Here is a 26290-nt window from a genome sequence, read left to right on the forward strand (position 1 = left end):
TTTGGTCATGATCTTCTACAAGACCGAAGAAGAAATTGAGCTTATCCGTGCCAGCGCGAAAGTGCTGGCTCAGGCCCACGGAGAAGTTGCGGGCATGATCAAGGAAGGAGTTACCACCCGCGAGCTTGATGCTCGTGCTGAGGAATTCATCCGGGACCATGGCGGGCAGCCTTCTTTCAAAGGTTATAACGATTTTCCCTTCAGCCTCTGCATATCACCCAACTCTGTGGTGGTGCATGGTTTCCCGGGCGACTTCACGCTGAAAAGCGGAGATGTTATTTCGGTAGACTGCGGAGTACTGTTAAACGGCTATCATTCCGATAGCGCATACACCTACCCAGTCGGGGAGGTGGCACCGGAGGTGCTGAAGTTGCTGGATGAAACCAAAAAGTCACTGTATCTCGGCATCGAGCAGGCAGTGGCAGGCAACCGGATGGGCGATGTGAGCTATGCCATTCAGAACCATGTTGAAAAGCAAGGTTATGGAGTGGTTCGCGAACTGGTCGGTCACGGTATTGGCAAGAAGCTCCATGAGTCGCCTGAAGTACCCAACTACGGTAAACGTGGTTCCGGGTTGAAGCTGCAGACGGGACTGGTCATTGCCATTGAGCCTATGGTGAACCTCGGTACCAAGCAAGTGGTTCAGGAGAAGGATGGCTGGACTATCCGCACCAAAGACCAGAAGCCCTCGGCGCATTTTGAACATACCATTGTAGTAAGAAAGGACAAAGCAGAAATCCTGACCTCCTTCGAATACATAGAAAAAGCCTTACAGTAGCCTTATGGCCAAACAAACCTCCATTGAACAGGACGGAGTGATTCTGGAAGCCCTTTCCAATGCCATGTTCCGCGTGGAACTGGAAAATGGTCACCAACTGATTGCCCATATTTCGGGTAAGATGCGAATGCACTACATCAAAATCCTGCCAGGAGATAAGGTGAAGCTGGAAATGTCGCCCTACGATCTGTCGAAGGGCCGAATTGTGTACCGTTACAAATAACCCGACGACATGAAAGTTAAAGCGTCCGTCAAGAAGCGTAGCGTTGATTGCAAAATCATCCGCCGGAAAGGCAAACTCTACGTTATCAACAAAAAGAACCCCCGCTACAAACAGCGTCAGGGTTAACAGCACCAGACTTTTTTAAGAAAAGCACATGGCTCGTATTGCAGGGGTAGACATCCCAGACAACAAGCGCGGCGAAATCGCGCTGACCTACATTTTCGGCATTGGTCGTGCCTCCGCTCAGCAAATTCTTACGAAGGCCGGTATCGACCTGAGCAAGAAGGTGAAAGACTGGACGGAAGCTGAAGCTGGTGAAATTCGTAGCATCATTGCTGCCGAGTTCAAGACGGAAGGTGTTCTGCGCTCAGAAGTGCAGCTGAACATCAAGCGTCTGATGGACATCGGTTGCTACCGTGGTCTGCGTCACCGCAAAGGCTTGCCCGTTCGCGGACAGCGCACCAAGAACAACTCGCGTACCCGTAAGGGCAAGCGCAAGACTGTTGCTGGTAAGAAAAAGGCAACTAAATAAGGTATAGCGGAAATCGACTCCGGGCCGGCGGACGGTACCGGAGTCAACACCTTCCGCGTTTTTTGCGATAACCAAATGGCACAAAAAAGAAAAGACAAAGCCAAAAAGCGCATTGTCCAGGTTGAACAGGTAGGTCAGGTTCACATCAAGGCCTCCTTCAACAACATCATCATTTCCATCACCAACATGAACGGCCAGGTGATTTCCTGGGCTTCGGCTGGTAAGATGGGTTTCCGCGGTTCGAAGAAGAACACTCCCTACGCTGCTCAGATGGCAGCTACGGATGCCGGCAAAGTAGCCCATGATCTGGGCATGCGCAAGGCTGAAGTGTTCGTGAAAGGTCCCGGTTCCGGCCGTGAGTCGGCTATCCGTACCATCCAGAACGTGGGCATTGAGGTAACTACCATCCGCGACGTAACGCCGCTGCCCCACAACGGCTGCCGTCCGCCTAAGCGTCGTCGCGTCTGATATATTGAACTGGTAAGCCTTGCGGCTTGCCCCCTGTGTCGGGTTTCCGATGCTGCCTTTCACCCCTGCAAGGCGCGTCTGAGGAGCCCGACACGCGTGGTTCAACCCCTTCAAAACTCAACATCCCCGAAATGGCACGTTATACCGGTCCTAAAACCAAGATTGCTCGTCGCTTCGCAGAGCCGATCTTCGGCCCAAGCAAGGCACTCAACAAAAAGAATTATCCTCCCGGCCAGCATGGTCGTGGCCGCCGTAAGAAGCAGTCCGAATATGCAGTTCAGCTGATGGAGAAGCAGAAAGTAAAGTACATGTACGGTGTACTGGAAAAGCAATTTGAAAACCTTTTCCACAAGGCAGCTGCTCTGCCCGGCATCACAGGTAACAACCTGTTGGCTTTGCTGGAGTCGCGCCTCGACAACACGGTATACCGTCTGGGTGTAGCTCCTACGCGCCGTGCTGCCCGTCAGCTGGTTCTGCACAAGCATATCACCGTAAATGGTGAAGTTGTTAACATCGCTTCCTATAAGCTCCGTGCGGGCGACGTGGTGGGTGTGCGTGAGAAATCGAAGTCGTTGGAAGCCATCACTACCAGCCTGAGCGTGCGTAACGCTCGTCAGTACTCCTGGCTGGAGTGGGACGGCAAGGAAATGGTGGGCAAATTCCTGAATGCCCCCTCGCGCGAACTGATTCCGGAGAAAATCACGGAGCAGCTCATCGTCGAGCTTTACTCGAAGTAATCAGGGACCCGGCTCCGGCCGGGCCCTTTCTTCGATTTATTCCTTGTTGTAATTTTAAAGCCCCATTTATGTCAATCTTAGCTTTTCAAATGCCGGAGAAAGTCGTGATGGAAAAGTCCGACGACTTCTACGGAACGTTTGAATTCAAACCGCTGGAGAAAGGCTACGGCGTCACGATCGGCAACGCTTTGCGCCGCATCCTGCTGTCGTCGCTGGAGGGCTATGCCATCACGTCGGTTCGCACGTCCAGCGTACTGCACGAGTTCATGACCATCGAGGGCGTGATTGAGGATATGTCCGAAATCATTCTCAACCTGAAGCAGGTCCGCTTCAAGAAGGTGAGCGATGCCATCGAAGACAAAATCACTGTTCGTATCAAAGGCAATGAAGTTTTCACGGCCGGCGAAATAAACAACTTCACCACGGGCTTCCAGGTCCTGAACCCGGAGCTGGTGATCTGCAACGTAGACCCCAGCAAAGAGCTGGAGTTTGAGTTCACGATTCAGAAAGGCCGCGGCTACGTTCCTGCAGAGGAAAACAAGCCTGCTGATCAGGTTTTCGGACAGATTGCCATTGATGCCATCTTCACGCCTATCAAAAACGTGAAGTATAGCATTGAGAACACCCGCGTTGAGCAGAAGACCGACTACGAGAAGCTGCTCATCGAAATTCAGACGGATGGCTCCATTCACCCGGAGGATGCACTGAAAGGTGCTGCCAACATTCTGATTCAACACTTCATGCTGTTCTCCGACAGCACCATGACCTTTGAAACGGCTAAGGCTGAAGAAGAGGAGACAGTGGATGAAGAAACCCTGCACATGCGCAAGGTTCTAAAGACCCCGCTGGCTGACATGGACCTGTCGGTGCGTGCTTACAACTGCCTCAAGGCTGCCGATATCAAAACCCTCGGTGACCTGGTGCAGCTGGACATGGCTGACATGATGAAGTTCCGCAACTTCGGTAAGAAGTCACTGACAGAGCTTGAAAACCTAGTAGAGGAAAAGGGTCTGACCTTCGGGATGGATCTGGGCAAGTACAAGCTCGACGAAGAATAGAAAATAATGTGCTGATGTGTTTCACTGTGGAATTGTGCTTGAGGCACAGCCCACGAAATGCATCGGCACATTTTTTTATAGTACCCACTCTCATTTTTCTTAACCAGTAAGCCCCAGGGGCGGCGGTTCTAATGAGGGAGTAGTCTAAAACAAGACATGCTCTCCGCCGTGGTCGTCGTTCGCAAGCTTACATTTCCTTCTTTTTATGCGTCACGGTAAAACCATCAACCACCTCGGCCGCACGGCCTCGCACCGCAATGCCATGCTTTCGAACATGGCTTCGTCACTGATCATGCACAAGCGTATTACCACTACGGTAGCCAAGGCGAAAGCCCTGCGCAAGTTTGTGGAGCCCCTGCTGACAAAGGCCAAGAACGATACCACGCACTCGCGTCGTCTGGTGTTCTCGGTACTGCAAAGCAAAGAGACGCTGAAAGAGCTGTTCGGTGAAGTAGCGGCCAAAATTGGTCAGCGTCCCGGTGGATACACCCGTATCATTAAGCTGAGCGACACGCGTCTGGGTGACAACGCCGAGATGTGCATCATTGAGCTGGTTGACTACAACGAAATTCTGCTGGAAGCTAAATCGGCTGGCGAAGCTAAAACGACCACTCGTCGTTCACGCAGCAAGAAGAAAGCAACTACTGGCGAAGGTGAATCATCTGCCGAGGTAGTAGCTGAGAAGAAGCCAGCTGCCAAGAAGGCTGCTGCTGAGGAAGCTGCTACTGAAGAAGCTCCCAAGGCTGAAGGTGAAGCTCCTGCTACTGAAGAAGCTGCTTCCTAGTCCAAGCTTAAGCTTATATAGAAAAGGGCCGTGCCGTGAGGTGCGGCCCTTTTCTGTTAATGTTTTCAAGCCTCTTTCAGGAAACTCTATGGTAGAAAATAGCTTAATCCGAATCTCTAATTCATAACGCTAGGAGAAAGTGACAGTCCCTGGCTTCTGATTTTCTGTTTGCTTTTTCTGATGCTGACTTTGCAACTGCTGCGTAAACTGCTGGGCTAAAACCTTCAATTGAGTACCTTGCCGGTGCAAAGCGGCTGCATTGCCTACCGGCTACGTGCTTTGGGTAGTCGGCCGTTACCATCATCAACTTAACTTTTCCTATGAGCATTATCACCGCCATCCATGCCCGCCAGATCTTTGATTCGCGCGGCAACCCGACTGTAGAAGTAGACGTGACCACGGAAACCGGCACGGTAGGCCGCGCCGCAGTACCCTCGGGTGCCAGCACAGGCAAGCACGAAGCCGTGGAGTTGCGCGACGACGATAAGTCGAAGTACATGGGCAAAGGCGTGCTGCAGGCGGTGGATAACGTGAACAGCAAAATTGCGGAAGAGCTGATTGGCTTCTCCATCTATGAGCAAGGCCTGCTGGACAAGATTATGCTGGAGCTGGATGGCACGCCCAACAAGGGCAACCTGGGCGCCAATGCCATTCTGGGGGTGTCTCTGGCCGTGGCCCGCGCCGCTGCCCAGGATGCCGGCATGCCGCTGTACCGCTACGTGGGGGGCGTAAATGCCAACACGCTGCCCGTGCCTATGATGAACATCCTGAACGGCGGCTCGCACGCCGATAACAGCATCGACTTTCAGGAGTTCATGATTATGCCCGTAGGTGCTTCTTCCTTCTCGGAAGCATTGCGTTGGGGTACCGAAATCTTCCACCACCTGAAGAACGTGCTCAAAAAGCAGGGCTTCAGCACCAATGTGGGTGATGAAGGCGGGTTTGCTCCCAACATCAAATCAAACGAAGATGCTATTAAGATTGTATTGCAGGCCATTGAAACGGCTGGCTACAAGCCCGGCGACGATGTGATGATTGCTATGGATGCGGCTGCCTCGGAGTTCTATTCTGATGGCCACTATCACTTCAAGAAGAGCACCGGCGACAAGCTGACCTCTTCGGAAATGGTGAGCTACTGGACAGACTGGACCAAGAAGTACCCCATCATCAGCATTGAAGATGGTATGGACGAGGACGACTGGAGCGGCTGGAAGGCCCTTACCAACAGCATTGGCGCTACCACGCAGCTGGTGGGCGACGACCTGTTCGTGACCAACGTAAACCGCCTGCAGCGCGGTATTGATGAGCAGATTGCCAACGCCATCCTCATCAAAGTAAACCAGATTGGTACGCTCACCGAAACCATTGATGCTATTAACCTGGGCCGTCGCAACGGCTATAAGAGCATCATGAGCCACCGCTCGGGCGAGACGGAGGACAACACCATTGCCGACCTGGCCGTGGCGCTGAACACCGGCCAGATTAAAACCGGCTCGGCTTCGCGCTCCGACCGGATGGCCAAGTACAATCAACTGCTCCGTATTGAAGAGGAACTGGGCGAAACGGCCAACTTCCCCGGCAAAAAGATGTAGTCGGGTATTGTACCAAATTCTTGAAAAAATAGTAAGCCGCCCTGCAACTGTGGGGCGGCTTTCTGTATCTTTGGGGCTATGCGTCTGCTAGATATCCTGAACCGGGTCCCGCATTTCCTTCGTAGTTTCTATTTCCTGACGGGCCTGGCCTTTCTGGTATGGATGGTGGTATTTGATGCCAACGACCTGCTGAAGCAGTATGAAATGTATCAGAAGTGGCACGAGCTGCAGACGGATAAAGAGTACTATCTCAAGGAGATTAATAAAGTTAAAAAAGACCGCGCCGAGCTATTAAGCAGCCCTGAGCTGCTGGAGAAATTCGCCCGTGAGAAATACATTATGAAGCGCCCCGGCGAAGACGTTTTTATTCTGGTACCTCAGGAAGAGGAATAACCCCATTTCACTTTGCATGTGTCTCCGGCGAGCTGACGGCCAGCCCTCGGTCCGGACAGATATATTCCTACGTCACTACTACCCGGTTACCCTCCCAAATTTTCTCTATGAAGCACAAGTACTCTAGTGCCCGTCGGCAGTATGGCTGGTGGATTATGTTTTGCTGGTTGTTGATGGCAGGTGTGCTTATGAGCCAGGGCGCTCAGGCCCAGACCTACTCCATGCCGGTTTCTGGTACCAGTTCTATTACGGCCTGTGAGGGTACGCTCTATGATGACGGCGGGCCTTCTAATAGCCCCAGCAACAATTCGAACGGGGTTTTGACGATTAACCCAGGGGTGAGTGGTAATAAGATCAAGCTGGATTTCACTACTGTTCAGCTGTATTACGAGCAAATCTCTATTTACGACGGTACCTCCACGGCGGCCCCGCTTATTGCGGAATTCACCAACGGTTCCAGCACAGGTACCGTGTATGCTACCAATAGTACGGGGGCACTTACCGTAAAATTCACCTCGAGCTACTACAATTATGGCTACTACCAGGGCTTCGCGGCTACTATTAGCTGCGTTACCTCGGTTCCGCTTTCTGACTTGGCCATTCAGGGTGCCTCTGCCCAGCCGCTTTCCATTGTGGCGGGCAACACCATGTACGTGACCTCCTCCATCTATAACCTGGGCGGCACTACGGCCAGCTCCAGCAATGTGGGCTACTACCTGTCTACGAACAACACGCTCGATGGCTCTGATGTGTTGCTGGCTACCTCTACGGGTGGCTACCTGGCGTCCAAAGGCTCCAGCTACCGCAACCAGTACCTGACCATCCCACAGAATACCGGCAGCGGCACGTATTACCTGCTGTTTGTGGCCGATAACCAGAATGGGGTAGTAGAGAGTGATGAGCAAAACAACGTGGTGAGCCTGTCCTTCAGTGTGGTGCCGCCTACGGTAGATCTTACTGTAAACTCCGCTTCGCTGTCGCCTTCCTCCGTTATGGCAGGCAATTCTTTTTATGTGAATGGCTACGTAGCCAACCAGGGCAATGCCACGGTCAAATCGGTAACGGTAGGCTTTTACCTGTCGAAAGATGCGGCGTTGGATGGCAGTGATAAGCTCCTGACCAATTCTAACCTGGGCACCATTAACTACGGCGACTACGCCTATTTCTCCCCTTACCCTACTATCCCAGCCGGCACCACGCCCGGCAGCTATTACGTGCTGGTAGTAGCCGATTATCAAAACCAGATAACAGAGACCAACGAGCAGAACAACCTCTCGGCGCTGACCCTGACGGTGGAAGCACCCACCATTGATTTGACCATGCTGCAGGCCGGCCTGGGAACAAACAAAACCAGCCCGGGTAACCAGATATCGGCCTCCAGCTATATCTACAATCAGGGAAATAGCACCGCCAGCAGCTCCAACGCAGCATTCTACTTGTCTTCCGACAGCAAGCTGGATGGGCAGGACGTATTACTGGCTTCTTCGACGGGTGGCCAACTGGCCGCTCAGCAGTATGACAACCGGAATACCACCCTTACCATTCCCTCCGGCACCAAAGCAGGTTCCTATTACGTGTTGTTTGTGGCGGATTACCAGAACACGGTAGCCGAGTCCAACGAGCAGAACAACGTATCAGCCGTGGCAGTAGCGGTAGAGGACCCTTATGTGGATCTGCAGCCCTACTCGGTTAGTGTTTCTTCTTATTCGGTAGTTACCGGCGGGAAAGTGGACCTGTACGGTTATGTATATAACTACGGCAATATTACCTCGGCAGCCACCAGCGTGGGCTTTTACCTGTCGAAGAACGCCACGTATGATGGCACGGACGTCCTGCTCAGCAATACCACGTTACCCAGCATTACCGGCACCAGCAGCTACTATAATTATGGCTCGGTATCTTCTACCGTTACAGTGCCCACGAGCACTACGGTGGGAAGCTATTTCATCCTGATGGTAGCCGATAATAAGAATAGCATTACAGAGTCCAATGAGCAGAACAACGTAACCTATACCAGAATCACCGTGGTACAGCCCACCGTGGATCTGTACATATCGGATGCTGGTTTGTCGCGCTACAGTGTGGCAGCCGGCAGCAACTTTACTGCCGGATTTTACGTGGCCAACCAAGGCAACACCAGTGCATCTACCAGCAACGCGCAGGTATACCTGTCCAGCAACAGCACGTTCGATAGTAATGATGTTCTGCTGGTCACCTCCACCGGAGGTGCCCTGGCCGGATATGCATCCTCTTACCGCAATACCAGTGCTACGGTGCCAACGGCCACTACGCCGGGTGCTTATTATGTGCTGATTGTAGCCGATGCTTCCAACCAGGTAAGTGAAACCAATGAGCAGAACAATACCTTCGCTATAACCCAGATTACGGTTACAGCACCGTTCAAGGGAGTAATTGTGCCCGCTTCCGGTACCAACACGCTGACTACCTGCAATGCAGACATCTACGATAACGGTGGAACAGACGATTATGCTGCTAACTCAAACGGCACCCTCGTTATTAAGCCAGGCACTACCGGGGCCAAGCTTCAGCTGACGTTCTCGCAACTCTCGCTGAACTCCTACGCCTACCTCTACGTCTATGACGGGACAAGCACCAATTCTCCACTGCTGGCTACCTATTACTACTACAATACTTCGCCTAACACGGTACAGGCCACCAACAGCGAAGGTGCCCTTACCCTGGTATTCCGCAGTGACTATTACAGCAGCAGCGGCTTCCAGGCCAAAGCTACCTGCATTCTGCCCGCTGACCTGACGGTTTCCGGTGTTTCGCTGCAAACCAGCAGCACCACACCGGGCTCTACCCTCACGGCATCTGCCTCTATCACCAACTCGGGACAGGGCAACGCTACCTATAGTAATGTAGGCTACTACCTGTCCACAGACCAGACCTTCAGCGTGAGCGACGTACCCCTGGCCACCGTAAGCGGGGGTACATTGAACGCCGGCAGCAGCGCTACCCGCGGCGGTACCTTGTCTATCCCGGCCGGTACCAGCTACGGCACCTATTACGTTTTGTGCGTGGCCGACCCGGATAAGCAGGAGTCAGAATCCAACGAAAACAACAACGTAGCGGTAATTACCCTGAAAGTAGGGGATGCCGAGCCCAACCTCACGCTGGCCTCTGCTACCCTGCAGGCAGGTTCCGTGCTGAGTGGCGGAACTCTCACCAGCAGCGTGGTGGTGAAAAATGATGGTTCTTCCTCGGCCGCTTCCAGCACGCTAGGGTATTATTTGTCGGCTAATGCTACTTGGGAGAGCAGTGATGTGTTGCTGCAAACCGTAACCGGTGCTTCGCTGGCTGCTTCCGGCACCGCTACGCGCACGGCCACCCTCACCATTCCGGCCAGCACCACAGCCGGCAGTTACTACGTGCTGTTCGTGGCCGATCCTTCGTCGGCTGTGAATGAAAGCAGTGAAACCGACAACGTGGCTTCGGTAGCACTGACCGTCAACTCCGCTACGGTTACCAAGCCGGACCTGGCCTTTGTAGCAGCCTCGGGTAGTGTTTCCCCCGCCAGCATCGTAGCCGGCAAGAGCATTACTGCCGGTGCTACCGTTACCAACTTGGGAACAGCCGTGGCTACCAGCGTTCCGGTTACGCTGTATCTGTCCGCCGATAATAAGCTGGATGCCGCTGACGTAAAGCTGGGTACTGCCACCGGGGCCTCGCTGACCAATGGCCTGACGCGCTTGCAGCAAATTACCGCCGCCGTTCCAGCCACTACCAAAGCCGGTAGCTATTATGTGTTGCTGATGCTGGATGCCGAGACAGTTCTGTCGGAAACCAGCCGGGCCAACAACCTGTACAGCCTGCCCCTCACCGTTACGGTAGCCACTGCGTATCACGAGCAGACAGCCGGCCTCACCATTAACGTGTACCCTAACCCCACCCATGCAGCGCCCATCTCAGTGCATATGGATGGCGTAAGTACGACCAAAAGTGCGGCTACGCTTACGCTGTATAACAGTCTGGGTCAGCGGGTAGCGCAGCAGGTGGTTCGTCGCCCCGGCGGCGGGGTCAAGGCGGAGTTCGATGCCCGTCAGCTGGCGCAGGGAGTTTACATGCTCCACATTACTGGCGAACAGCTGCACGTGGTACGCCGCGTAGTGGTAGACTAACGTTTCGGTTATCCAATCCGCGTCGGCGGCACTCTGGTAGGCACACGCCCACCGGTGTGCCGCCGATTTATTTCAGTGCTGTGTGAGCCTTTGCGCCCGCTTTGGCGTTACCGCTACGCAAGTCTTCCCACTCGTTATGCAACTTCCCCGGTTTTTGTTTTTGATGATGCTGCTAACTGGTCTGGTGCTGGGGCCCACTGTGGCAGTGGCCGGCCCGCCTTCTCAGATGCAGGTGGCGCGTCAGTTTCTGCTGGCTGTGCTGCGGGCTGATTACGCCAGCGCCTATGGCTTGCTGGCCCCGGAGGTAACGCAGGCGGTGTCGCGCCAGCAGTTTCAGGCTGCGGCTCAATCCCTGCACCATGCCGGGCAACGCTACCAACCGGCATTTGAGCTGTACAAGTTTGGCCTACGGGTAGGTGAGGGCGAGGATGTGCGCCGCTTTTATGCCTTCACCTTTAAAGCCGATACGCTTGCGGCCACCCCGCATGTGCAGTTGGATGTATCGTTCCGGGATTCTGCCGCTACCCGGGTGCTGTTTTTTGGTTTGATTCCGATAAATCAGCCGCGCAGCCCGGCTGCTACGGGGCACTAACCGGGCAGCGAGATTTTGCCGAGCGAAACCGCCGGCACTGCCTGGGGCCCGGCACCAATGGTGCGCGGCTCGCCGGCCAGCGTTTCGTTGGCCAGGGTAGCAAACAACACCGCTTCCTTAGCATCGGGCTGAATGCCCAGCTCAGCGGTGGAGCCCAACCGGCAGAGCCGCAGCCGGGCCTGCAGCGCGGCTAAAAGCACCGGGTTATGCAGTCCGCCGCCGCTTATATAAATGGGTAAGGCGGGCTGCGGTCCTAGTTGCTGCCGCACGGCGCGGGAAATGCCTTCTGCGCTCAGCGCAACAAGCGTAGCCAGTATATCGGTAGGAGCAAGGTGCAGCGTATGGCTGCGCTCCTGTGCGGTCTGCAGGTATGAAAGACCAAACAGCTCGGGGCCGGTGGTTTTGGGCAGATCTGCCTGGAAAAAGGGATGCAGCAGCAGCTCGGTCAGCAGCTGTTCCTGGACGGTTCCCTTAGCGGCCAGGGCACCATGCGCATCATAGCTGCGGCCGGGGTAATGTTGGCGCACCACCGCATCTAGCAGGGTGTTGGCCGGGCCGGTATCAGTGCTGAATACGGCGGTGGCATCTAAAGAGCCGGGTAAATAGGTGAAGTTGGCAATGCCGCCCAGGTTGAGCAGGAGCCGGTCTTCGCCGGGCTGGGTGAATAGCAGATAGTCGCCATAAACGGCCAGCGGGGCGCCTTCGCCGCCGGCGGCCACGTGCTTTTGCCGAAAATCACTTATGGTCAGGATACCGGTGCGCACGGCCAGGTGGTCGGCGTCGCCGAGCTGCAGGGTGGCGTTGGGCCAGTCGGGTAGCTTATGCTGGTGGCGCGGCGCGTGAAAAACCGTCTGGCCATGGCTGGCAATCAGGTCAACCTCGTTGGGTAGTACCTGCCAGCGCTGCAGGCATTCCAGCACCAACTCGCCGTGCAGGGTGCCCAGCCAGGCGTGCAGCAGGGTGAGGTGCTGAAGATCTACCTGCTGCCGGGCAAAAACCTGCTGAATGCGCTGTCGGGTATCCGTGGAGTAAGGCACCGTGGCAAACTGCTCTACCACTACCTGGGTAGCTGGCCCATGGCCCGTAAATCGGCACAGCGCCACATCCAGCCCATCCAAAGAAGTGCCCGACATCAACCCTACTATGCGCCGGGATGGTTGCTGCGCCAGGCGGCAAAGACGAGTGAGCTGGGCATTCATAATTAACAGTTAATAGGGGACCTGAAAGTAATGGTAGAAAAGTTTGTCCTCCTGAGCAAAGCGAAGGACCTTCTCCCGCATCAACGATGATCGTACAAACGACTCGCTAATGTGGGAGAAGGCCCTTCGCTTTGCTCAGGAGGACAGGTAGGTTAGAGTTGGTTAAGCTATTTGTGCATCCTTAACTACTCAATCTTCTTCCCGGCCATGGCCTGCTTGATGGAGATGTTCATCACCCGCTCCGCGAAGGGGCGCGTCAGTTCTTCCAACTCGTCTACGGCTTTCAGAATAGTGTCCTTGGTATTGGTGGCCAGGGCTTCGCGAAGGCGCTCGGTGGCGGCGGCCGTCTCGGTAATTTCATCTTCGGTGAGATGCAGCGAGTTCTTTTCCACGAAGCGCTCCACCTGATACAGCATCTGCTCGGCCACGGTGCGGGCTTCGATTACCATGCGGGCCGCTACATCCTCACGGGCGTGGGTGAGGGAGTCCATCAGCATCTGCTCCACCTGCTCATCGGTGAGGCCATACTGGGGCTTGATTTCTACGGCCTGGCGGGTATTGGAGCGCAGCTCAATGGCTTCTACTTTCAGAATGCCATCGGCGTTCAGAATAAAGTTTACATCTACTTTAGGCAGGCCAGCGGGCATGGCCGGAATACCGCGCAGGTCAAACTCGGCCAGCTTGCGGTTTTCCTTTACCAGGTCCCGCTCGCCCTGATACACCGAGATTTTCAGGTTTATCTGCCCGTCCACGCTGGTGGTATACTGTCGGCCGGCTTTGGTCGGAATCTTGGAGTTGCGGGGAATGATGGGGTCCATCAGGCCGCCCAGGGTTTCAATGCCCAGGGTCAGCGGCGTTACGTCCAGCAGAAGCACGTCGCGGCGGTTGCCGGCCAGGATATCCGCCTGAATGGCAGCGCCCAGGGCCACCACTTCATCGGGATTCAGGGAGTTGTTGGCGGGCTGCTGGAAGAACTCGGAAACCGAATTGTAGACTAGCGGCACCCGCGTGGAGCCACCTACCAGCAGTACAGCATCGAGGTCTTTGGGGGTTAGTTTCGCATCGGCGAGGGCCTGGCGGCAGGAAACGATGGTGCGCTCTACCAAGGGGCGAATCAAACCCTCAAATTCCTGGCGGGTAAGGCGCAATACCAGATTTTCAGTGAAGTTGCCGCCGAAATCATCGTCCTTGCTCAGGTAGCGCTTGGCAGATTCTGCCAGCAGGCGTAGCTCCTGCTGCAGCGGAACGTTGTTGGCCAGGGTAGCGCTCAGGTTGTGTTGGGCCGTCCAGTGATTGATGATGACGCGGTCCAGGTCGTCGCCGCCCAGGTAGGTGTCGCCGTTGGTGCTGAGAACTTCAAAAATGCCCTGCTGAATGCGCAGAATGCTGACGTCGAAAGTGCCGCCGCCCAGGTCATACACAGCGACGGTTTTCTCTTCGTCGGGCGAGAGGCCGATGCCGTAGGCCAGGGCCGCGGCCGTGGGCTCATTCACAATGCGCAGTACTTCCAGCCCGGCCAGACGGCCGGCGTCGCGGGTGGCCTGGCGCTGAGAATCATTGAAATAAGCCGGCACGGTGATAACGGCCTTATTCACGGGCGTTTTCAACGCATGCTCGGCACGGGCCCGCAGCTCCTTCAGAATCTCGGCCGAAAGCTCAATAGGCGAGTAAAACTGGTCGCCGACCCGGATTTTCACCAGGCCTTCGGAGTTGTCATCAATCACCTTATAGCCCAAGTCCTCGGCGTGCTCGCCCAGGTCACGGTAGGACTTGCCCAGCAGGCGCTTCACCGAGTAAATGCTATTCTGCGGATCGGTGAGCAGATATTCCTTGGCTTCGGTGCCTACAATGGGCGTTTCGCCGCCTTGGGGAAAGTGTACCACCGAGGGTACAATGGTGCCCCGGCCCATATCATTAATGGCCACCGGCTGGCGGGTTTCCGGATGAATGTAGGCTACCAGCGAGTTGGTAGTGCCCAGATCAATGCCAACGATAATTTCTTCCTGCTGCAGACTCCCGGTTGAGAGGTTGATTGCGACTTTAGCCATAAGGTGCGGCGCGCCCCACAGGGCACAAGCGAAACGGGGGTGAAAAACAGATAACTGATAAACCGCTTCGGGGGCACAAAAGTAACGAAGAAATAGCGGCGGACTTCGGTGCCATTGGAAAGAGCGCAGCCGGATTTGCAATCTGCCTGCCCGGCGCAGCATACTGGTAGGCGTAGTTGCCCAGCGCCCTAAGAGCCACAAAGCACAACGGTTGAAAATTTGTCGCCGTGAATAAAGACAAGATGGCCTTGTCGATACAAAAAAAGCCTCTTCCCATATCAGGAAGAGGCTTTTATGTACTCTGAAATCCGATAAGATTACCGCACCAGCACTTTGCTGCTGCGGTTCAGCTCCGGAACGGAAAGCTGATATACGCCGGCTGGCAGGGTCGTCACTTTCAGGCGCAGCTCATTAGAGCCGGCGTAAAGTTGCTCAGACTGCGTATGCACCAGGCGTCCGGTCAGGTCATAGAGCCGCACGGTAACTGTACGCTCTGCCGGGGTTTGCACCGTAAACTCAATATGCCCGGCCGAAGTGGGGTTAGGGTACACTGAGAGGCCGGTGGTCAGATCCGGCTTGGTTCCCTGCTCGTCGGTGGGGTTAGTGCCGCGGGCCGTCATGGAGCCTACCACGGCCGTGGGGGCCGTGTACGTGGCTTTCACGAAGGCGCGTTGGGCGGGATTAGCGGTGCTGGCATTCTGTGCCTTCAGCGTAATCCAGCCTGCGGTGCCGGGGGTGTAGGTACCGGTGAGGGTGCCCGTACCGGTTTTGCTGCTTACCAGCGTGCCGGCGCTGTTGTACAGCGCAATGGTCAGGCTGCGGGTAGCATCGGTGGGGTACAGGGTATAAGTAATGGCTTTGCTGGCTGCCGAGTAAATACGGCCGGCAGTGCGCAGCGCCGTAGAGGCAGCGGGCAGCTGACCACCCTGCTTCAGCGAGGAAGCATGCGAATCACCCAGATCATCGGCCAACTCCCATTCCTGCGTGGTAGTCAGCGCCGCTTTGGTGTAGTTGGTGGTGATGCCGGTAGGCGCCCACACCGAGTAACCACGGCGGCCACCGCTGGCCGTGCCGTTGCAGGGCGGCGTATTGATAGCTACCGTCTGCGAGCCGCTCACGGTAACCGTGGCCGTACCATTCGCGCCGGAGTAGTCTTTCAAAACAGTGCCCGGGGCAAAGTCACAGCTCACGGTAGTGTTCTGCCAGGTGCTCCAGTTATCGTTGATGCCGATAATGGCCTTGGTGCTGCGCTCGATTACGAGGTGGTCGGCAGCCTGGCCGCGCACTTTGTAAGCGCCGTCTTTGAAATGCAGGTTCTGGTGGCACCAGATCAGGTTTTCCAGGTCGGAGCGGGTAGGCAGGTCGGTGGTGCTGGTGGGCTGGTGTACGAAGCGCTTGCTGGTAGTGCCCACGTTGAACAGGTCCTCAAAGAAAACCTGGGGCGAGCCATCCAAAGCCAGCGCGGCGGCATAGGCCGCGGAAAGCCGTCCATCGGAAGGATCAATGTGCGGCGCTAGCTCCGAGCCGGTGTTCCAGCCGGTGTAGTTGCCGTTGGTGTCGGTGGTAGGGCGGAAGGTGTCGTGGTTGTTCACGAAAGGCACCGTGCGGTGCACGTACGTGCCCCCGATGTTTACCACGCGCGTGCCCTGCTGGTAGCCGGGCAGGCTGCCCAGATCAAAATTGCCGCCCTGGCTTACAATGTTGTAAATGCCATTGCGCAGGGAGAAATCGAAGGTGCCGGCGCGGTTCTGCACGTTGGCTACCCAGCCGTCCATCTGGGCGGAGGAGCCCACCCATTCGCCTACGGCAAACATGGTAGCGCCGCCATTGGCCCAGCCCGCGTTGCTTTGCATGTTATAAAGGAAGTCCTCCATGGCAAAGTCGGGGAAGTGCTTCACGGCATCCAGCCGCACGCCATCAAATCCTACCTGCTTTTTATACCACACCAACCAGTCACGGGTGTTGTTGCGCATGTAGTCGGCGCCCTGGGCGGGGTTGTAGGTAGCGTTGGAGCTCTGACCATACGAGCCATTGTAGTAGCTCACATCGGGGCCAAAATACACGGCATTCCAGTCGCCGGAGGTAGAGTTGTTGCCGGGGTTGGGGTTGAAGTTCTGCCAGTTTTTGGAGAAGCGTCCGTTACGGGCCAGGTAGTTGGCTGCATCTTCGGCCGAGGCCGGCTTGGTATAGCTCACGTACCGGAAGTTCTTGTACTTGCTGGTGGTATAGTCTTCCCAGGCGGCGGGGTCCTGGCCACCGGCGCCGGATTGCGAGCCGGCACCATCTACGTGGTTCAGGACAATGTCCTGCACCACTTCAATACCGTTGGCGTGCAGAATAGCTACGGCACGTAGCAGCTCATCTTTGGTGCCCAGGCGCGTACCTACAAAGCCTTTTTGGTACTTATCGCCCAAATCGTAGTTATCGAAAGGGGAGTAGCCATTGCCCTGATTACCATTTTTAACGGATGGCGGCAGCCACACGGCATCAATGCCCATGGCTTTCAGGCGGGGAGCCAGCTGGGCAATGTAGTTAGCCCAGCCGTTGGGGTAATTGCTGTTCCAATAGTCCCACCAGAAGCCCTGAAGGACGATTTTCTGGGCCTGCGCCGGTCGGTTGGCACCGAGCATTAGGCAGCCGAGAAGACACAGGAGGGCAACAGCCCTCCCGAAAGGAGTACGCGTGTGCATAAGCAGTGGGAATTGGGGAGTGGAAAAGAGAGATTATTCCCAGATCGGGGGTGGCCGAAAAGGGGTCTTAAATTAGTGAAATACTATTATCATACAGCTGGGAGGGACTATATAAAATTTGGATATTCACAATTTGAGTAGTTCTGATATGAATTATAAGCCCGCTATATATGTTCAGCCCACTACATACTGTTATTATAACTGACCCATCAGTCGTTTTTTACGTATAGTCGGCAGAGCTTCTGTTTACAGCGGAAGCCCAGAACTCCGATCCAACCTGAATACCTGATATGGAAAAGCCAAGTGTTATTCGCCGGAACCGTCTGAAGCGCCGGGCGCGTCGGGCCGCACGTCGTATCCTGCCATTCGTAGCTTCGCTATTTATGGCCACTCCGCTGGCTACCCCCATGGGCTCTACCCAGGCCCGTGCCACTGCTGCTGAACACCGCTTGCCCACTGCCGCCGAGTTGCGGACCAGCGCTTTTGCCCATACCACCCGCCAGTTGTACCAACAACTGGGCGTGGAGGCCACCGGCCTGCGCTACGAGGTGTTTGAGAAGGCCCTGACGGGCTACCTCAACCTGAAAGGCGAAGGGAAGCTGAGCGAAGACAAGCAACTGCTTACGGTCATCGACTTTGAGAAGCCTTCCACGGAAAAGCGCCTCTGGGTGCTGGACCTGGCCCAGAAGCAGATTCTGTTTAACACGCTGGTGGCCCACGGCCACAACTCCGGCGAAAACGTGGCGACTTCCTTCTCCAACGAGAATGAGTCTAACATGAGTAGCCTGGGCTTTTATGTAACTCAGAGCGAGTATTACGGCAAGCACGGCCGCTCCCTTAAGCTGCAGGGCGTAGACGAAGGCTACAACGATAACGCCATGATGCGCTCTGTTGTCATGCACGGCGCCGACTATGTAAGCGAAGACTTCATTAAGCAGTTCGGCCGCTTGGGCCGCAGCCTGGGTTGCCCGGCGCTGCCCATGGATCAGTACTCTCAGATTATTGATACTGTGAATGGCGGCACCTGCCTGTACCTGAACGGCTCCGATACCTCCTTCAACTCCCGCTACCTCAACAAGGACGTAGCAATGGATACTTTCTTCAAGGATGGCGCGCTGATCTAAGCCGCCCTCACCTCCAATAAAAAAAGCCCGCTTGCATTGCTGCAAGCGGGCTTTTTGTGTTTTTAAACTTTACAGCGAAAGGCCAAATTTCTTGCCGACCGTTTCCAGGTCCTGTACCACCGGCATCAGCAACGGAATACCTTCCAGCAGGCGGTGCGCTGCGGTTTCGCGCTCCGGGTCGCCGGGGATGAGCACCTGCTGGCCGGGTACGGCGCGGGCGTTGCGGAAGGTGGAAATCCAGTTATCCATGTGCGTCTTGAATTCGGCGGCGGGGCGGAAAGCATCTACGCGCATCGCCCCAAAGAAATGCCCGATGCCTTGGCCTACCGGGTCGGCAGGGGGCTGCAGGAAAGCCACGAAGGGCGGCACCCAGGGGCCATAGTTAGCGCCGGAAAGCACGGCGGAGAAGATATCCACCACGCTGCCCAGGCAGTAGCCTTTGTGGGAGCCGGTTTCACCGCCCAGGGGCTGCAGGGCACCGCCGTCTTTCAGCTCATTGGGGTTGAGGGAAGTGTTGCCGTCTTTATCCTGAATCCAACCGGCCGGGGCAGGCTGATTCTTGCGCTGCAGGATTTCCAGCTTGCCATTGGCCGCAGTGGTGGTAGCGAAATCAGCTACAAAATCGGGCTGGTCGCCGGCGGGAATGGCTACGGCTATGGGGTTGGTGCCCAGCAGCCGGTCCAGGGAGTTGGTGGGGGCCACCAGCGGCGAGGCGTTGGTCATGGCTATGCCAATCATGTCGTGCGGTAGCGCTTTCATGGCATGGTAGCCCGCAATACCAAAGTGGTTGGAATTGCGCACCGATACCCAGCCCGTGCCGGCCAGCTGTGCTTTCTCAATGGCTACCTGCATAGCCTTGGGGCCTACTACCAACCCCAAACCACCATCCCCATCTACCACGGCAGTGCTGGGCGTTTCGTACGTCACACCCACCCGCGGCGTGGCATTGATACGGCCGGCTTCCCACAGGCGCACATACCCAATCAGGCGGGCCACGCCGTGGGAATCGATGCCGCGCAAATCAGCGGAAAGCAGCGTTTCCGTGGCCAGCGTAGCATCATCCTCCGAACAGCCCATGCTTTGGAAGACAGACTCGGTGAAAGCGAAGAGGTGGTTGTAGGAGAAGTTGGAAGTCATTGGGAAGGGGTATTCAGAATTTCATGCTGTTCAAAAGTCGTCCGTCATGTCGAGCGAAGTCGAAACATCTCGCGTAGGGTCGTTACCACAGTAACTGTCATGCTGAGCTTGTCGAAGCATCTATACCGCTTCGTTTAGTTACTACCACAACATCAGCACGCGAGATGTCTCGACTGCGCTCGACATGACGGTCTATAGTTCGCAGGTAAGAGATAGAAGCCTCTGCGAGAAAGAGGTGGTGATAAATCGTTACTGAGCCAGCATCTCGCTCAGCAAACCTTCTTTCAGGGCGTAAGCGGAGGCCGTGATGGAGCGGAAGTTGTAGGCGTTCAGCACCGAATCAATCAGCACGCAGGCTACCACAATCATGTCGGCGCGCAGGGGCGTCATGCCGGGCAGGGCCAAGCGGCCGGCGTGATTGAGGGTGAGCAGCTGGTGGTAGCTGGTTTTGAAGCTTTCGTAGGAAATGAAGGTGGCTGGCTCGGCTTTGCCCACCAGCTCGGGATGGCCGGTGCGGGCAGCCTGCAGGTCGCAGAGCGTATCAAAGGTGCCGCTGGCGCCTACCAAGCCTACGGGCTGGTACTGATGGATGGCAGATGTAAGTGGTGCCAGTACTTCGGCCAGGTAATTTTGCTCGGCCTTGATGTCGGCCTCGGAAAGCGGGTCGTGGGTGAAAAACTTATCAAGCAGGCGCTGAGCGCCAATTTCAAAGCTTTGCTTCCAGAAGGTGCGGTGCGCATCGGCAATGATGAACTCTACCGAGCCGCCGCCAATATCCATGAGCAGGTGCGGCGCATCTCCCAGCGGCACGGCCTGCCGAATACCTTTGGCAATCAGCTCCGCCTCCCGGTCGCCGGCAATGATATCCACCTTAATTCCGGTTTGGTCGAAGATGTCTTCAACTAGGTCGGCGCCGTTGCGGGCTACGCGCACGGCGCTGGTGGCGGTGGCGCGCACTTCCGTTACCTGATGCAGCTCAATCTCTTCCTGAAAAGCGGCCAGCGTGTGCAGAGCGCGGGTATACGCCGCGGGGGCAATTTCACCGTTGCTGATACCGCCTTCGCCCAACTTTACGCCCACTTTGGTGCGCATCAGCACCACCGGCTCCAGGTGGCGCGGTTCCGGCAGCTCCACAATCAGCAGGTGGAACGTGTTGGTGCCCATATCAATCAGGGCCAGGCGGCGGTGTTTGGTAAGAGTGGTCATCAGAAAGTTGAATACGGGCCGCTAACAAGAAAACACCAGGACGCAATACGTTACTGCTACGCCAAAATCACACAAAAAGAACCGCTGCTAGGCAGGGCTGGCAAAGCGGCAGAACGTGCCCAGGGGCAGCTTGCGCGCCGCCTGGTCGTGTAGATAGATTTCGCCGATTTCGCGCGGGCCGGTAGTAGGAGGGAAGATGTCGGTTACGAGGTTATCCAGAATCAGGGCTGAAAACCCGAGCGAGTAGAGGTTGATGAGGAAGAAATGGTCGGTGGGGTCCAGCAGCTCTTTGCAGAGCTTGAGCATTTCGTTCAACTCATCTTCCAGCTGCCACTTTTCGCCGTTAGGCCCCCGGCCGTAGGCGGGTGGGTCCAGAATCAGGCCCTGGTATTTGCTGCCGCGCTTTACTTCGCGCCGCACGTATTTCATGGCATCCTCTACCAGCCAGCGCACCCCATCCAGGTTGGAGGCTTCCATGTTGTCGCGGGCCCAGAAGTTTACCTGCTTCACGGAGTCTAAGTGGGTTACATCGGCGCCGGCGGCGCGGGCGGCCAGCGTGGCGGCGCCGGTGTAGGCAAACAAATTCAGCACGCGCGGCACGGCCGCTTTCCGCAGCTTGGTTTGCTGGTAGATAAACTGCCAGTTAGGGTCCTGCTCTGGAAACAGCCCCACGTGCTTAAACGACGACAGCCCCAACCGGAACCGCAGTTTCAGGCCTTCCTGATCGTAGTTGATAACCCACTGCTCGGGCGTGCCGGGCTTTATTTTCCATTGGCCGCGCTCCTGGCTGCCTTTTTCGCGGGTGAAGGTGGCGTTGGCCCGGTTCCACTCTGCCGCCGACAGCTTCGGGTCCCAGATGGCCTGGGGCTCGGGCCGGGCCAGGATATGTTGCCCAAATCGTTCGAGCTTTTCAAAGTTGCCCGAGTCGATCAGCTCGTAATCAGGCCAGTTGCCGGTGGTCAGGAAAGAATACATAGGGTACAAGCGAAACCGCCCTTGGGCGGGCGGCCAAAGGTAGGGCATTGCTGGTTAAATGGCGGCAGAAGCGCGACCCATGGCAGCGGAGAAAAGGGGTTTCGCACTACGTAATTATCAGTGGCTAACCTGTATCTTACTGTGTCTCCGGCGGCTGGCGCGGCCCGGTATTTACCACGGCCGGAAACGGCTTATTCGCGGTAGCTTTGCAGCCGAAAAGCGGAGACGTTGCTATCAGGCCCACACCTTGGTTATCTACTCTGCTTATCCCTACCTCACCTCTATTATGAAGCTGCAATTCCATAAATACCAAGGCACCGGCAATGATTTTGTAATGATTGACGACCGGGCCCGAAAGTTTGACGCGGCTAACCATACCCTGGTACGCCGCCTCTGCGACCGGCGCCTCGGTATTGGTGCCGACGGCCTGATTCTGCTGCGCAAGCATTTCGACTATGATTTCGAGATGGTGTATTTCAATGCCGATGGCTACGTGGGCTCTATGTGCGGCAACGGCGGCCGGTGCACGGTAGCTTTTGCGCAGTTTCTGGGGGTGATAGAGAATACCACCATTTTTCTGGCCGCCGATGGCCAGCACGAAGGCCGCATAGAGGCCGACGGCACCGTACACCTGCGCATGCAGGATGTGCTAGGGCAGCAGGAAGTAGAAGAAGACGGCATTTTTCTGGATACCGGCTCGCCGCACCTCGTGCGCTTTCTGCCGCCCAGTACGCTGGCGGAACTGAATGTATTTGCTGAAGGCCGCGCCATTCGCTACAACGAGCGGTTCCGGGAGCGGGGCACCAACGTCAATTTTGTGGAAGCTCCTTCTGACCCGGCCCAGCCCTGGCAGGTGCGTACCTATGAGCGCGGCGTAGAAGACGAAACCTTCTCCTGCGGCACCGGGGTAACGGCCGTAGCTCTGGCCGCCTCCCGGCGCGGGGCAGCCAGCCCCGTGCACCTGCGCACCATTGGCGGCGACCTGCGCGTAACCTTTGATGCGCACCCGGATGGCTCCTTCACCCACGTGTTCCTCAGCGGACCCGCCACCCGCGTATTTGAGGGTTCCATTGAGGTGTAGCGTGTATCAATACACACCATAGGAAGCACAAAACTTCTGTCATCCTGAGCTTGCGAAGGACCTTATCACATGTGAACGAACATCATAATAACGACTCGTTCTAGCGGGATAAGGTCCTTCGCAAGCTCAGGATGACAGCGTATTTTATTGCTGGTTTTATTACTTGTTCACTGAATTTCCGCCTGATATAAACCCATGCTCCGGAACGAACTGATTTTCCTGCGTGCGCTGGAAGCCGACGACCTCGACTTTCTCTACAACCTGGAAAATGATGCGGCCTTGTGGGGAGTATCGGATACGCTGGCACCGGTGTCGCGGCACGTGCTGCGCCAGTACCTGGAGCACGCCGCCGCCGATTTTCATGAGGTGAAGCAGCTGCGGCTGGTGATTTGTGCCCAGCCCGATGGCCGGCCGGTGGGTACGCTGGATCTGTTTGATTTTAATCCGCTGCACCAGCGCGCGGGTCTGGGCATTACGGTGCTGGCTACGGAACGCCGGCGGGGCTATGCCGCCGCCGCACTACAGCTGAGTCTGAGTTATGCAGAGCAAACGCTGCGCCTGCATCAGCTGTATTGCACCGTGGAAATATCTAATACGGCCAGTCAGGCGCTTTTTCAGGCCGCTGGTTTTCGCCAGGTAGGCGTGCGGCAGCAGTGGCTGCGCACGGCACAGGGGTGGCAGGATGCCGTAGAGTGGCAGTGTATTCTGGCCGGGTAAATAGGAAAATATCTTTTTGAAGCGGCTCGCCGTATTACGCACTAGATGCTGCCAGGTGTAGCCGGGGCATCGTTGTGTATCGCTATTCATCTCTAGTTCTTCCTCTATGCCCTCCACTACTGCGGCAGGCGCAGCCGCGCGTGCTTCTCAGCCAACCTCAACCGACCCCCAAACTACTGAGCAGTCTTCCACTACCGCTACCACTACCCTTCCCGATTTAGTTTGCTTTGCGCACCTGCACTGGGATTTTGTGTGGCAGCGCCCGCAGCATTTGCTTTCCCGCTTTGCCCAGCAGGGCCGGGTGTTTTATGTAGAGGAACCCTTCTATCACGCCGACGACCTGATTGAGCCGCACCTGGAAATTAAAGAGCGGCAGCACGGCGTGAAAGTAGTAGTGGCACACCTGCCGCAGCGCTTGCGGGCCGATGAAGCTGCCGCCGATGAAGTACAGGCCGCGCTGCTCACGCAGTTTTTTCAGGAGAACAATATTACCGGCAACGTTGCATGGTACTACACGCCCATGGCGCTGGCCAAATCCCGGCATTTGGAAGCCGCCCTTACCGTGTATGACTGCATGGATGAACTGGCGGCCTTCAAGTTTGCGCCGCCCGTGCTGCGCGAGCGGGAGCAGGAGCTTTTCAAAAAAGCAGACCTGGTGTTTACGGGCGGCCACACGCTCTACGAATCCAAGAGCCTGCAGCACCACGATGTGCACCCGTTCCCCAGCAGCATCGACAAAGACCACTTTGGGCAGGCCCGCCAGCACATGGCAGAACCCGCCGACCAGGCAGGTATTCCGTCGCCGCGCGTTGGGTTTTTTGGCGTAGTAGATGAGCGCCTGGATATAGAGTTGCTGGGCCAATTGGCAGCAGCGTATCCGCAGTGGCAATTCGTGATTATTGGGCCTGTAGTAAAGATTGATCCGGCTTTGCTGCCCCGCCACCAGAACATTCATTACCTGGGTGGCAAAGACTATAAGGAACTGCCCAGCTATTTACGGGGTTGGGATGTAGCTACGCTTTTATTCGCTGATAATGAAAGCACTAAATTCATATCGCCCACTAAAACTCCCGAGTACCTGGCGGCCGGTAAGCCAGTAGTTAGCACTCCTATCCGCGACGTGGTGCGCCCTTACGGCGACTTAGGCCTCGTGCACATTGCCTCTAATGCGGAGGATTTTGGAAAAGCTATTGAGCGGGCTCTGGAACAAACTTCCGATGAAGACTGGCGCCAGCGTACCGATGAGTACCTGGAAACCATTAGCTGGGACCTTACCTGGCAGCAAATGGTAGACGTAATGAAGCAGCGCCTGACTACCCGGACAGCCTGATTACCGTATAACCCTTTACCTACCTGTTCTACCCTTCATCCCAAGACCCCTATATATGTTCGATTACCTCATCGTCGGAGCCGGGTTTGCCGGTAGCGTGCTAGCCGAGCGGCTGGCCACCAGGTCTAACAAGAAAGTACTGATAATAGATAAGCGTAACCATATTGGCGGCAACGCTTACGACCACTACAACGAAGATGGCATTCTGGTCCATAAATACGGCCCGCACATTTTTCACACCAACTCGAAGGACGTATTCGAATACCTTTCCAACTTCACCGACTGGCGCCCTTACGAGCACCGCGTATTGGCTTCCGTCGACGGACAGATGGTGCCAATGCCCATCAACCTGGACACCATCAACAAGCTTTACGGCCTCTCGCTGAACAGCTTTGAGGTAGAGCAGTTTCTGGAGTCGCTGGCGGAAAGCATTCCGGTTATCAAAACGTCGGAAGATGTGGTGGTAAGCAAAGTAGGCCGCGAGCTATACGAGAAGTTCTTCCGCAACTATACCCGCAAGCAGTGGGGCATGGACCCCTCGGAGCTGGATAAGTCCGTGACGAGCCGTGTGCCCACCCGCACCAACCGCGACGACCGGTACTTCACCGACACGTACCAGGCTATGCCGCTGCACGGCTACACCCGCATGTTTGAGCGCATGCTGGACCACCCCAATATCAGCATCATGCTGAATACCGATTACCACGATGTAATCGACTTTATTCCCTTCAGGGAAATCATCTTCACCGGCCCGGTAGATGAGTATTTCGATTTCAAGTTCGGCAAGCTGCCCTACCGCTCCCTGGAGTTCAAGCACGAAACGCTGAACACCGAGAAGTTCCTGGCCGCGCCGGTGGTGAACTACCCCAACGAGCACCTCTACACCCGCATTACGGAGTTTAAGGCCCTGACCGGCCAGCAGCACCCCAAGACCAGCGTGGTGTATGAGTACCCCAAAGCGGAAGGGGACCCTTACTACCCCATTCCGCGCCTCGAAAACGCCGAACTGTACAACAAGTACAAAAAGCTGGCCGACGAAACGCCCAACGTGCACTTCGTAGGCCGCCTGGCCACTTACAAGTACTACAACATGGACCAGGTAGTAGCCCAGGCTCTCACGCTCTACAAGAAGCTTACTACCGATAAGCCTACCGAAAAAGCAGCTACCACGCCGCCTATCACGGGCTCGGCTTCCATTATGGAGAAAATTCTTTCCCGGGATCCGGCCAAGGAATAGCGGCAGCGACTCTGCCAACAGCAACGAAAAAGACGGCTATACCAGCCGTCTTTTTTGCGTTATCAGCACGGAGTAATATCAGGTTCTACGCAGTTAAAACGCGTAGCATTAGAATGATAAGAGCCTATTTTGGTCTTCTGCTGTCCAGTAAGGCCAATATCTGCCTACCGTGCTCCAGGTAAGTATTTACTAAAGAATATTCCGTTTCTATACCCGTTATGCTGCCTGGTTTTAGTGTCGGTACGCT

At 55.9% G+C, this 26290-nt stretch carries 23 protein-coding genes; 17 read left to right on the forward strand and 6 right to left on the reverse strand.

What is annotated here, in order from left to right; all coding sequences use genetic code 11:
• Nucleotides 1-7 precede the first annotated feature (7 nt).
• The 12 genes from map (at nucleotide 8) to AM218_RS01030 (ending at nucleotide 11299) form a co-directional block, all read left to right on the forward strand.
• The gene (map, locus tag AM218_RS00980) at nucleotides 8-778 is read left to right on the forward strand and encodes a type I methionyl aminopeptidase (RefSeq protein WP_054411018.1); all 771 of its coding nucleotides are present in this window, start codon (nucleotides 8-10) and stop codon (nucleotides 776-778) included.
• Nucleotides 779-782: 4 nt separating this feature from the next.
• The gene (gene infA, locus AM218_RS00985; protein ID WP_022822146.1) at nucleotides 783-1001 is read left to right on the forward strand and encodes a translation initiation factor IF-1; all 219 of its coding nucleotides are present in this window, start codon (nucleotides 783-785) and stop codon (nucleotides 999-1001) included.
• 9 nt (nucleotides 1002-1010) lie between these two features.
• Nucleotides 1011-1127 carry a 50S ribosomal protein L36 gene (gene rpmJ / locus AM218_RS16235; protein ID WP_045688470.1) on the forward strand — a complete coding sequence of 39 codons (117 nt, stop codon included), beginning with the start codon at nucleotides 1011-1013 and terminating at the stop codon, nucleotides 1125-1127.
• Nucleotides 1128-1155: 28 nt separating this feature from the next.
• Entirely contained in the window at nucleotides 1156-1533 is a 378-nt protein-coding gene (gene rpsM / locus AM218_RS00990) for a 30S ribosomal protein S13 (protein WP_044515408.1), read from the forward strand.
• 75 nt (nucleotides 1534-1608) lie between these two features.
• On the forward strand, nucleotides 1609-2001 hold the full coding sequence (gene rpsK, locus AM218_RS00995) for a 30S ribosomal protein S11 (protein WP_054411020.1): 393 nt from the start codon (nucleotides 1609-1611) through the stop codon (nucleotides 1999-2001).
• A 131-nt stretch (nucleotides 2002-2132) separates the two neighbouring features.
• Entirely contained in the window at nucleotides 2133-2738 is a 606-nt protein-coding gene (gene rpsD / locus AM218_RS01000; RefSeq protein ID WP_054411021.1) for a 30S ribosomal protein S4, read from the forward strand.
• Between the two features lie 68 nt (nucleotides 2739-2806).
• Nucleotides 2807-3796 (forward strand): DNA-directed RNA polymerase subunit alpha, encoded by a 990-nt coding sequence (locus AM218_RS01005; RefSeq protein WP_054411023.1) that lies wholly within the window; start codon nucleotides 2807-2809, stop codon nucleotides 3794-3796.
• Nucleotides 3797-4001: 205 nt separating this feature from the next.
• On the forward strand, nucleotides 4002-4580 hold the full coding sequence (gene rplQ, locus AM218_RS01010; RefSeq protein ID WP_054411026.1) for a 50S ribosomal protein L17: 579 nt from the start codon (nucleotides 4002-4004) through the stop codon (nucleotides 4578-4580).
• A gap of 320 nt (nucleotides 4581-4900) precedes the next feature.
• The gene (gene eno / locus AM218_RS01015) at nucleotides 4901-6172 is read left to right on the forward strand and encodes a phosphopyruvate hydratase (RefSeq protein ID WP_054411028.1); all 1272 of its coding nucleotides are present in this window, start codon (nucleotides 4901-4903) and stop codon (nucleotides 6170-6172) included.
• 78 nt (nucleotides 6173-6250) lie between these two features.
• Nucleotides 6251-6565 carry an FtsB family cell division protein gene (locus AM218_RS01020; RefSeq protein WP_054411030.1) on the forward strand — a complete coding sequence of 105 codons (315 nt, stop codon included), beginning with the start codon at nucleotides 6251-6253 and terminating at the stop codon, nucleotides 6563-6565.
• A gap of 173 nt (nucleotides 6566-6738) precedes the next feature.
• Nucleotides 6739-10707 (forward strand): CARDB domain-containing protein, encoded by a 3969-nt coding sequence (locus tag AM218_RS01025; protein ID WP_197273996.1) that lies wholly within the window; start codon nucleotides 6739-6741, stop codon nucleotides 10705-10707.
• A gap of 136 nt (nucleotides 10708-10843) precedes the next feature.
• A complete protein-coding gene (locus tag AM218_RS01030; RefSeq protein ID WP_157547460.1) occupies nucleotides 10844-11299 on the forward strand; it encodes a hypothetical protein in 456 nt (151 codons plus the stop codon).
• On the opposite strand, the gene AM218_RS01035 is transcribed toward AM218_RS01030, so the two are convergent.
• The 3 genes from AM218_RS01035 to AM218_RS01045 form a co-directional block, all read right to left on the reverse strand.
• Nucleotides 11296-12498, reverse strand: coding sequence for an anhydro-N-acetylmuramic acid kinase (locus AM218_RS01035; protein WP_054411035.1), 1203 nt, complete (start codon nucleotides 12496-12498; stop codon nucleotides 11296-11298). The genes AM218_RS01030 and AM218_RS01035 overlap by 4 nt on opposite strands.
• A 185-nt stretch (nucleotides 12499-12683) precedes the next feature.
• Entirely contained in the window at nucleotides 12684-14546 is a 1863-nt protein-coding gene (gene hscA, locus AM218_RS01040; protein WP_054411037.1) for a Fe-S protein assembly chaperone HscA, read from the reverse strand.
• A 317-nt stretch (nucleotides 14547-14863) separates the two neighbouring features.
• Entirely contained in the window at nucleotides 14864-17176 is a 2313-nt protein-coding gene (locus AM218_RS01045) for a T9SS type A sorting domain-containing protein (protein WP_054411039.1), read from the reverse strand.
• 443 nt (nucleotides 17177-17619) lie between these two features.
• Between AM218_RS01045 and AM218_RS01050 the strand changes: the two genes are divergently transcribed.
• Nucleotides 17620-18360: a murein L,D-transpeptidase catalytic domain family protein gene (locus AM218_RS01050; RefSeq protein ID WP_071843654.1), complete on the forward strand. Its 741-nt coding sequence runs from the start codon at nucleotides 17620-17622 to the stop codon at nucleotides 18358-18360.
• Between the two features lie 69 nt (nucleotides 18361-18429).
• Here the strand turns inward: AM218_RS01050 and AM218_RS01055 are convergent, their stop codons facing one another.
• The 3 genes from AM218_RS01055 to AM218_RS01065 form a co-directional block, all read right to left on the reverse strand.
• The gene (locus AM218_RS01055) at nucleotides 18430-19497 is read right to left on the reverse strand and encodes an Ldh family oxidoreductase (RefSeq protein WP_054411043.1); all 1068 of its coding nucleotides are present in this window, start codon (nucleotides 19495-19497) and stop codon (nucleotides 18430-18432) included.
• A 249-nt stretch (nucleotides 19498-19746) separates the two neighbouring features.
• Nucleotides 19747-20703 carry a Ppx/GppA phosphatase family protein gene (locus AM218_RS01060; RefSeq protein ID WP_054411045.1) on the reverse strand — a complete coding sequence of 319 codons (957 nt, stop codon included), beginning with the start codon at nucleotides 20701-20703 and terminating at the stop codon, nucleotides 19747-19749.
• A gap of 87 nt (nucleotides 20704-20790) precedes the next feature.
• On the reverse strand, nucleotides 20791-21678 hold the full coding sequence (locus AM218_RS01065) for a class I SAM-dependent methyltransferase (protein WP_054411047.1): 888 nt from the start codon (nucleotides 21676-21678) through the stop codon (nucleotides 20791-20793).
• 286 nt (nucleotides 21679-21964) lie between these two features.
• Here AM218_RS01065 and dapF point away from each other — a divergent pair, with 286 nt between their 5' ends.
• From dapF to glf, 4 genes are all read left to right on the forward strand, one after another.
• Complete coding sequence (gene dapF / locus AM218_RS01070) at nucleotides 21965-22759, forward strand: diaminopimelate epimerase (protein ID WP_054415172.1); 795 nt, start codon at nucleotides 21965-21967, stop codon at nucleotides 22757-22759.
• Between the two features lie 195 nt (nucleotides 22760-22954).
• Nucleotides 22955-23476 carry a GNAT family N-acetyltransferase gene (locus tag AM218_RS01075; protein WP_054411050.1) on the forward strand — a complete coding sequence of 174 codons (522 nt, stop codon included), beginning with the start codon at nucleotides 22955-22957 and terminating at the stop codon, nucleotides 23474-23476.
• Between the two features lie 106 nt (nucleotides 23477-23582).
• Nucleotides 23583-24806 carry a glycosyltransferase family 1 protein gene (locus tag AM218_RS01080; RefSeq protein WP_071843655.1) on the forward strand — a complete coding sequence of 408 codons (1224 nt, stop codon included), beginning with the start codon at nucleotides 23583-23585 and terminating at the stop codon, nucleotides 24804-24806.
• A 55-nt stretch (nucleotides 24807-24861) separates the two neighbouring features.
• Entirely contained in the window at nucleotides 24862-26043 is a 1182-nt protein-coding gene (gene glf / locus AM218_RS01085; RefSeq protein ID WP_054411052.1) for a UDP-galactopyranose mutase, read from the forward strand.
• Nucleotides 26044-26290: the final 247 nt, after the last annotated feature.

Source organism: Hymenobacter sp. DG25A (genome assembly GCF_001280305.1).
GTDB lineage: Bacteria > Bacteroidota > Bacteroidia > Cytophagales > Hymenobacteraceae > Hymenobacter.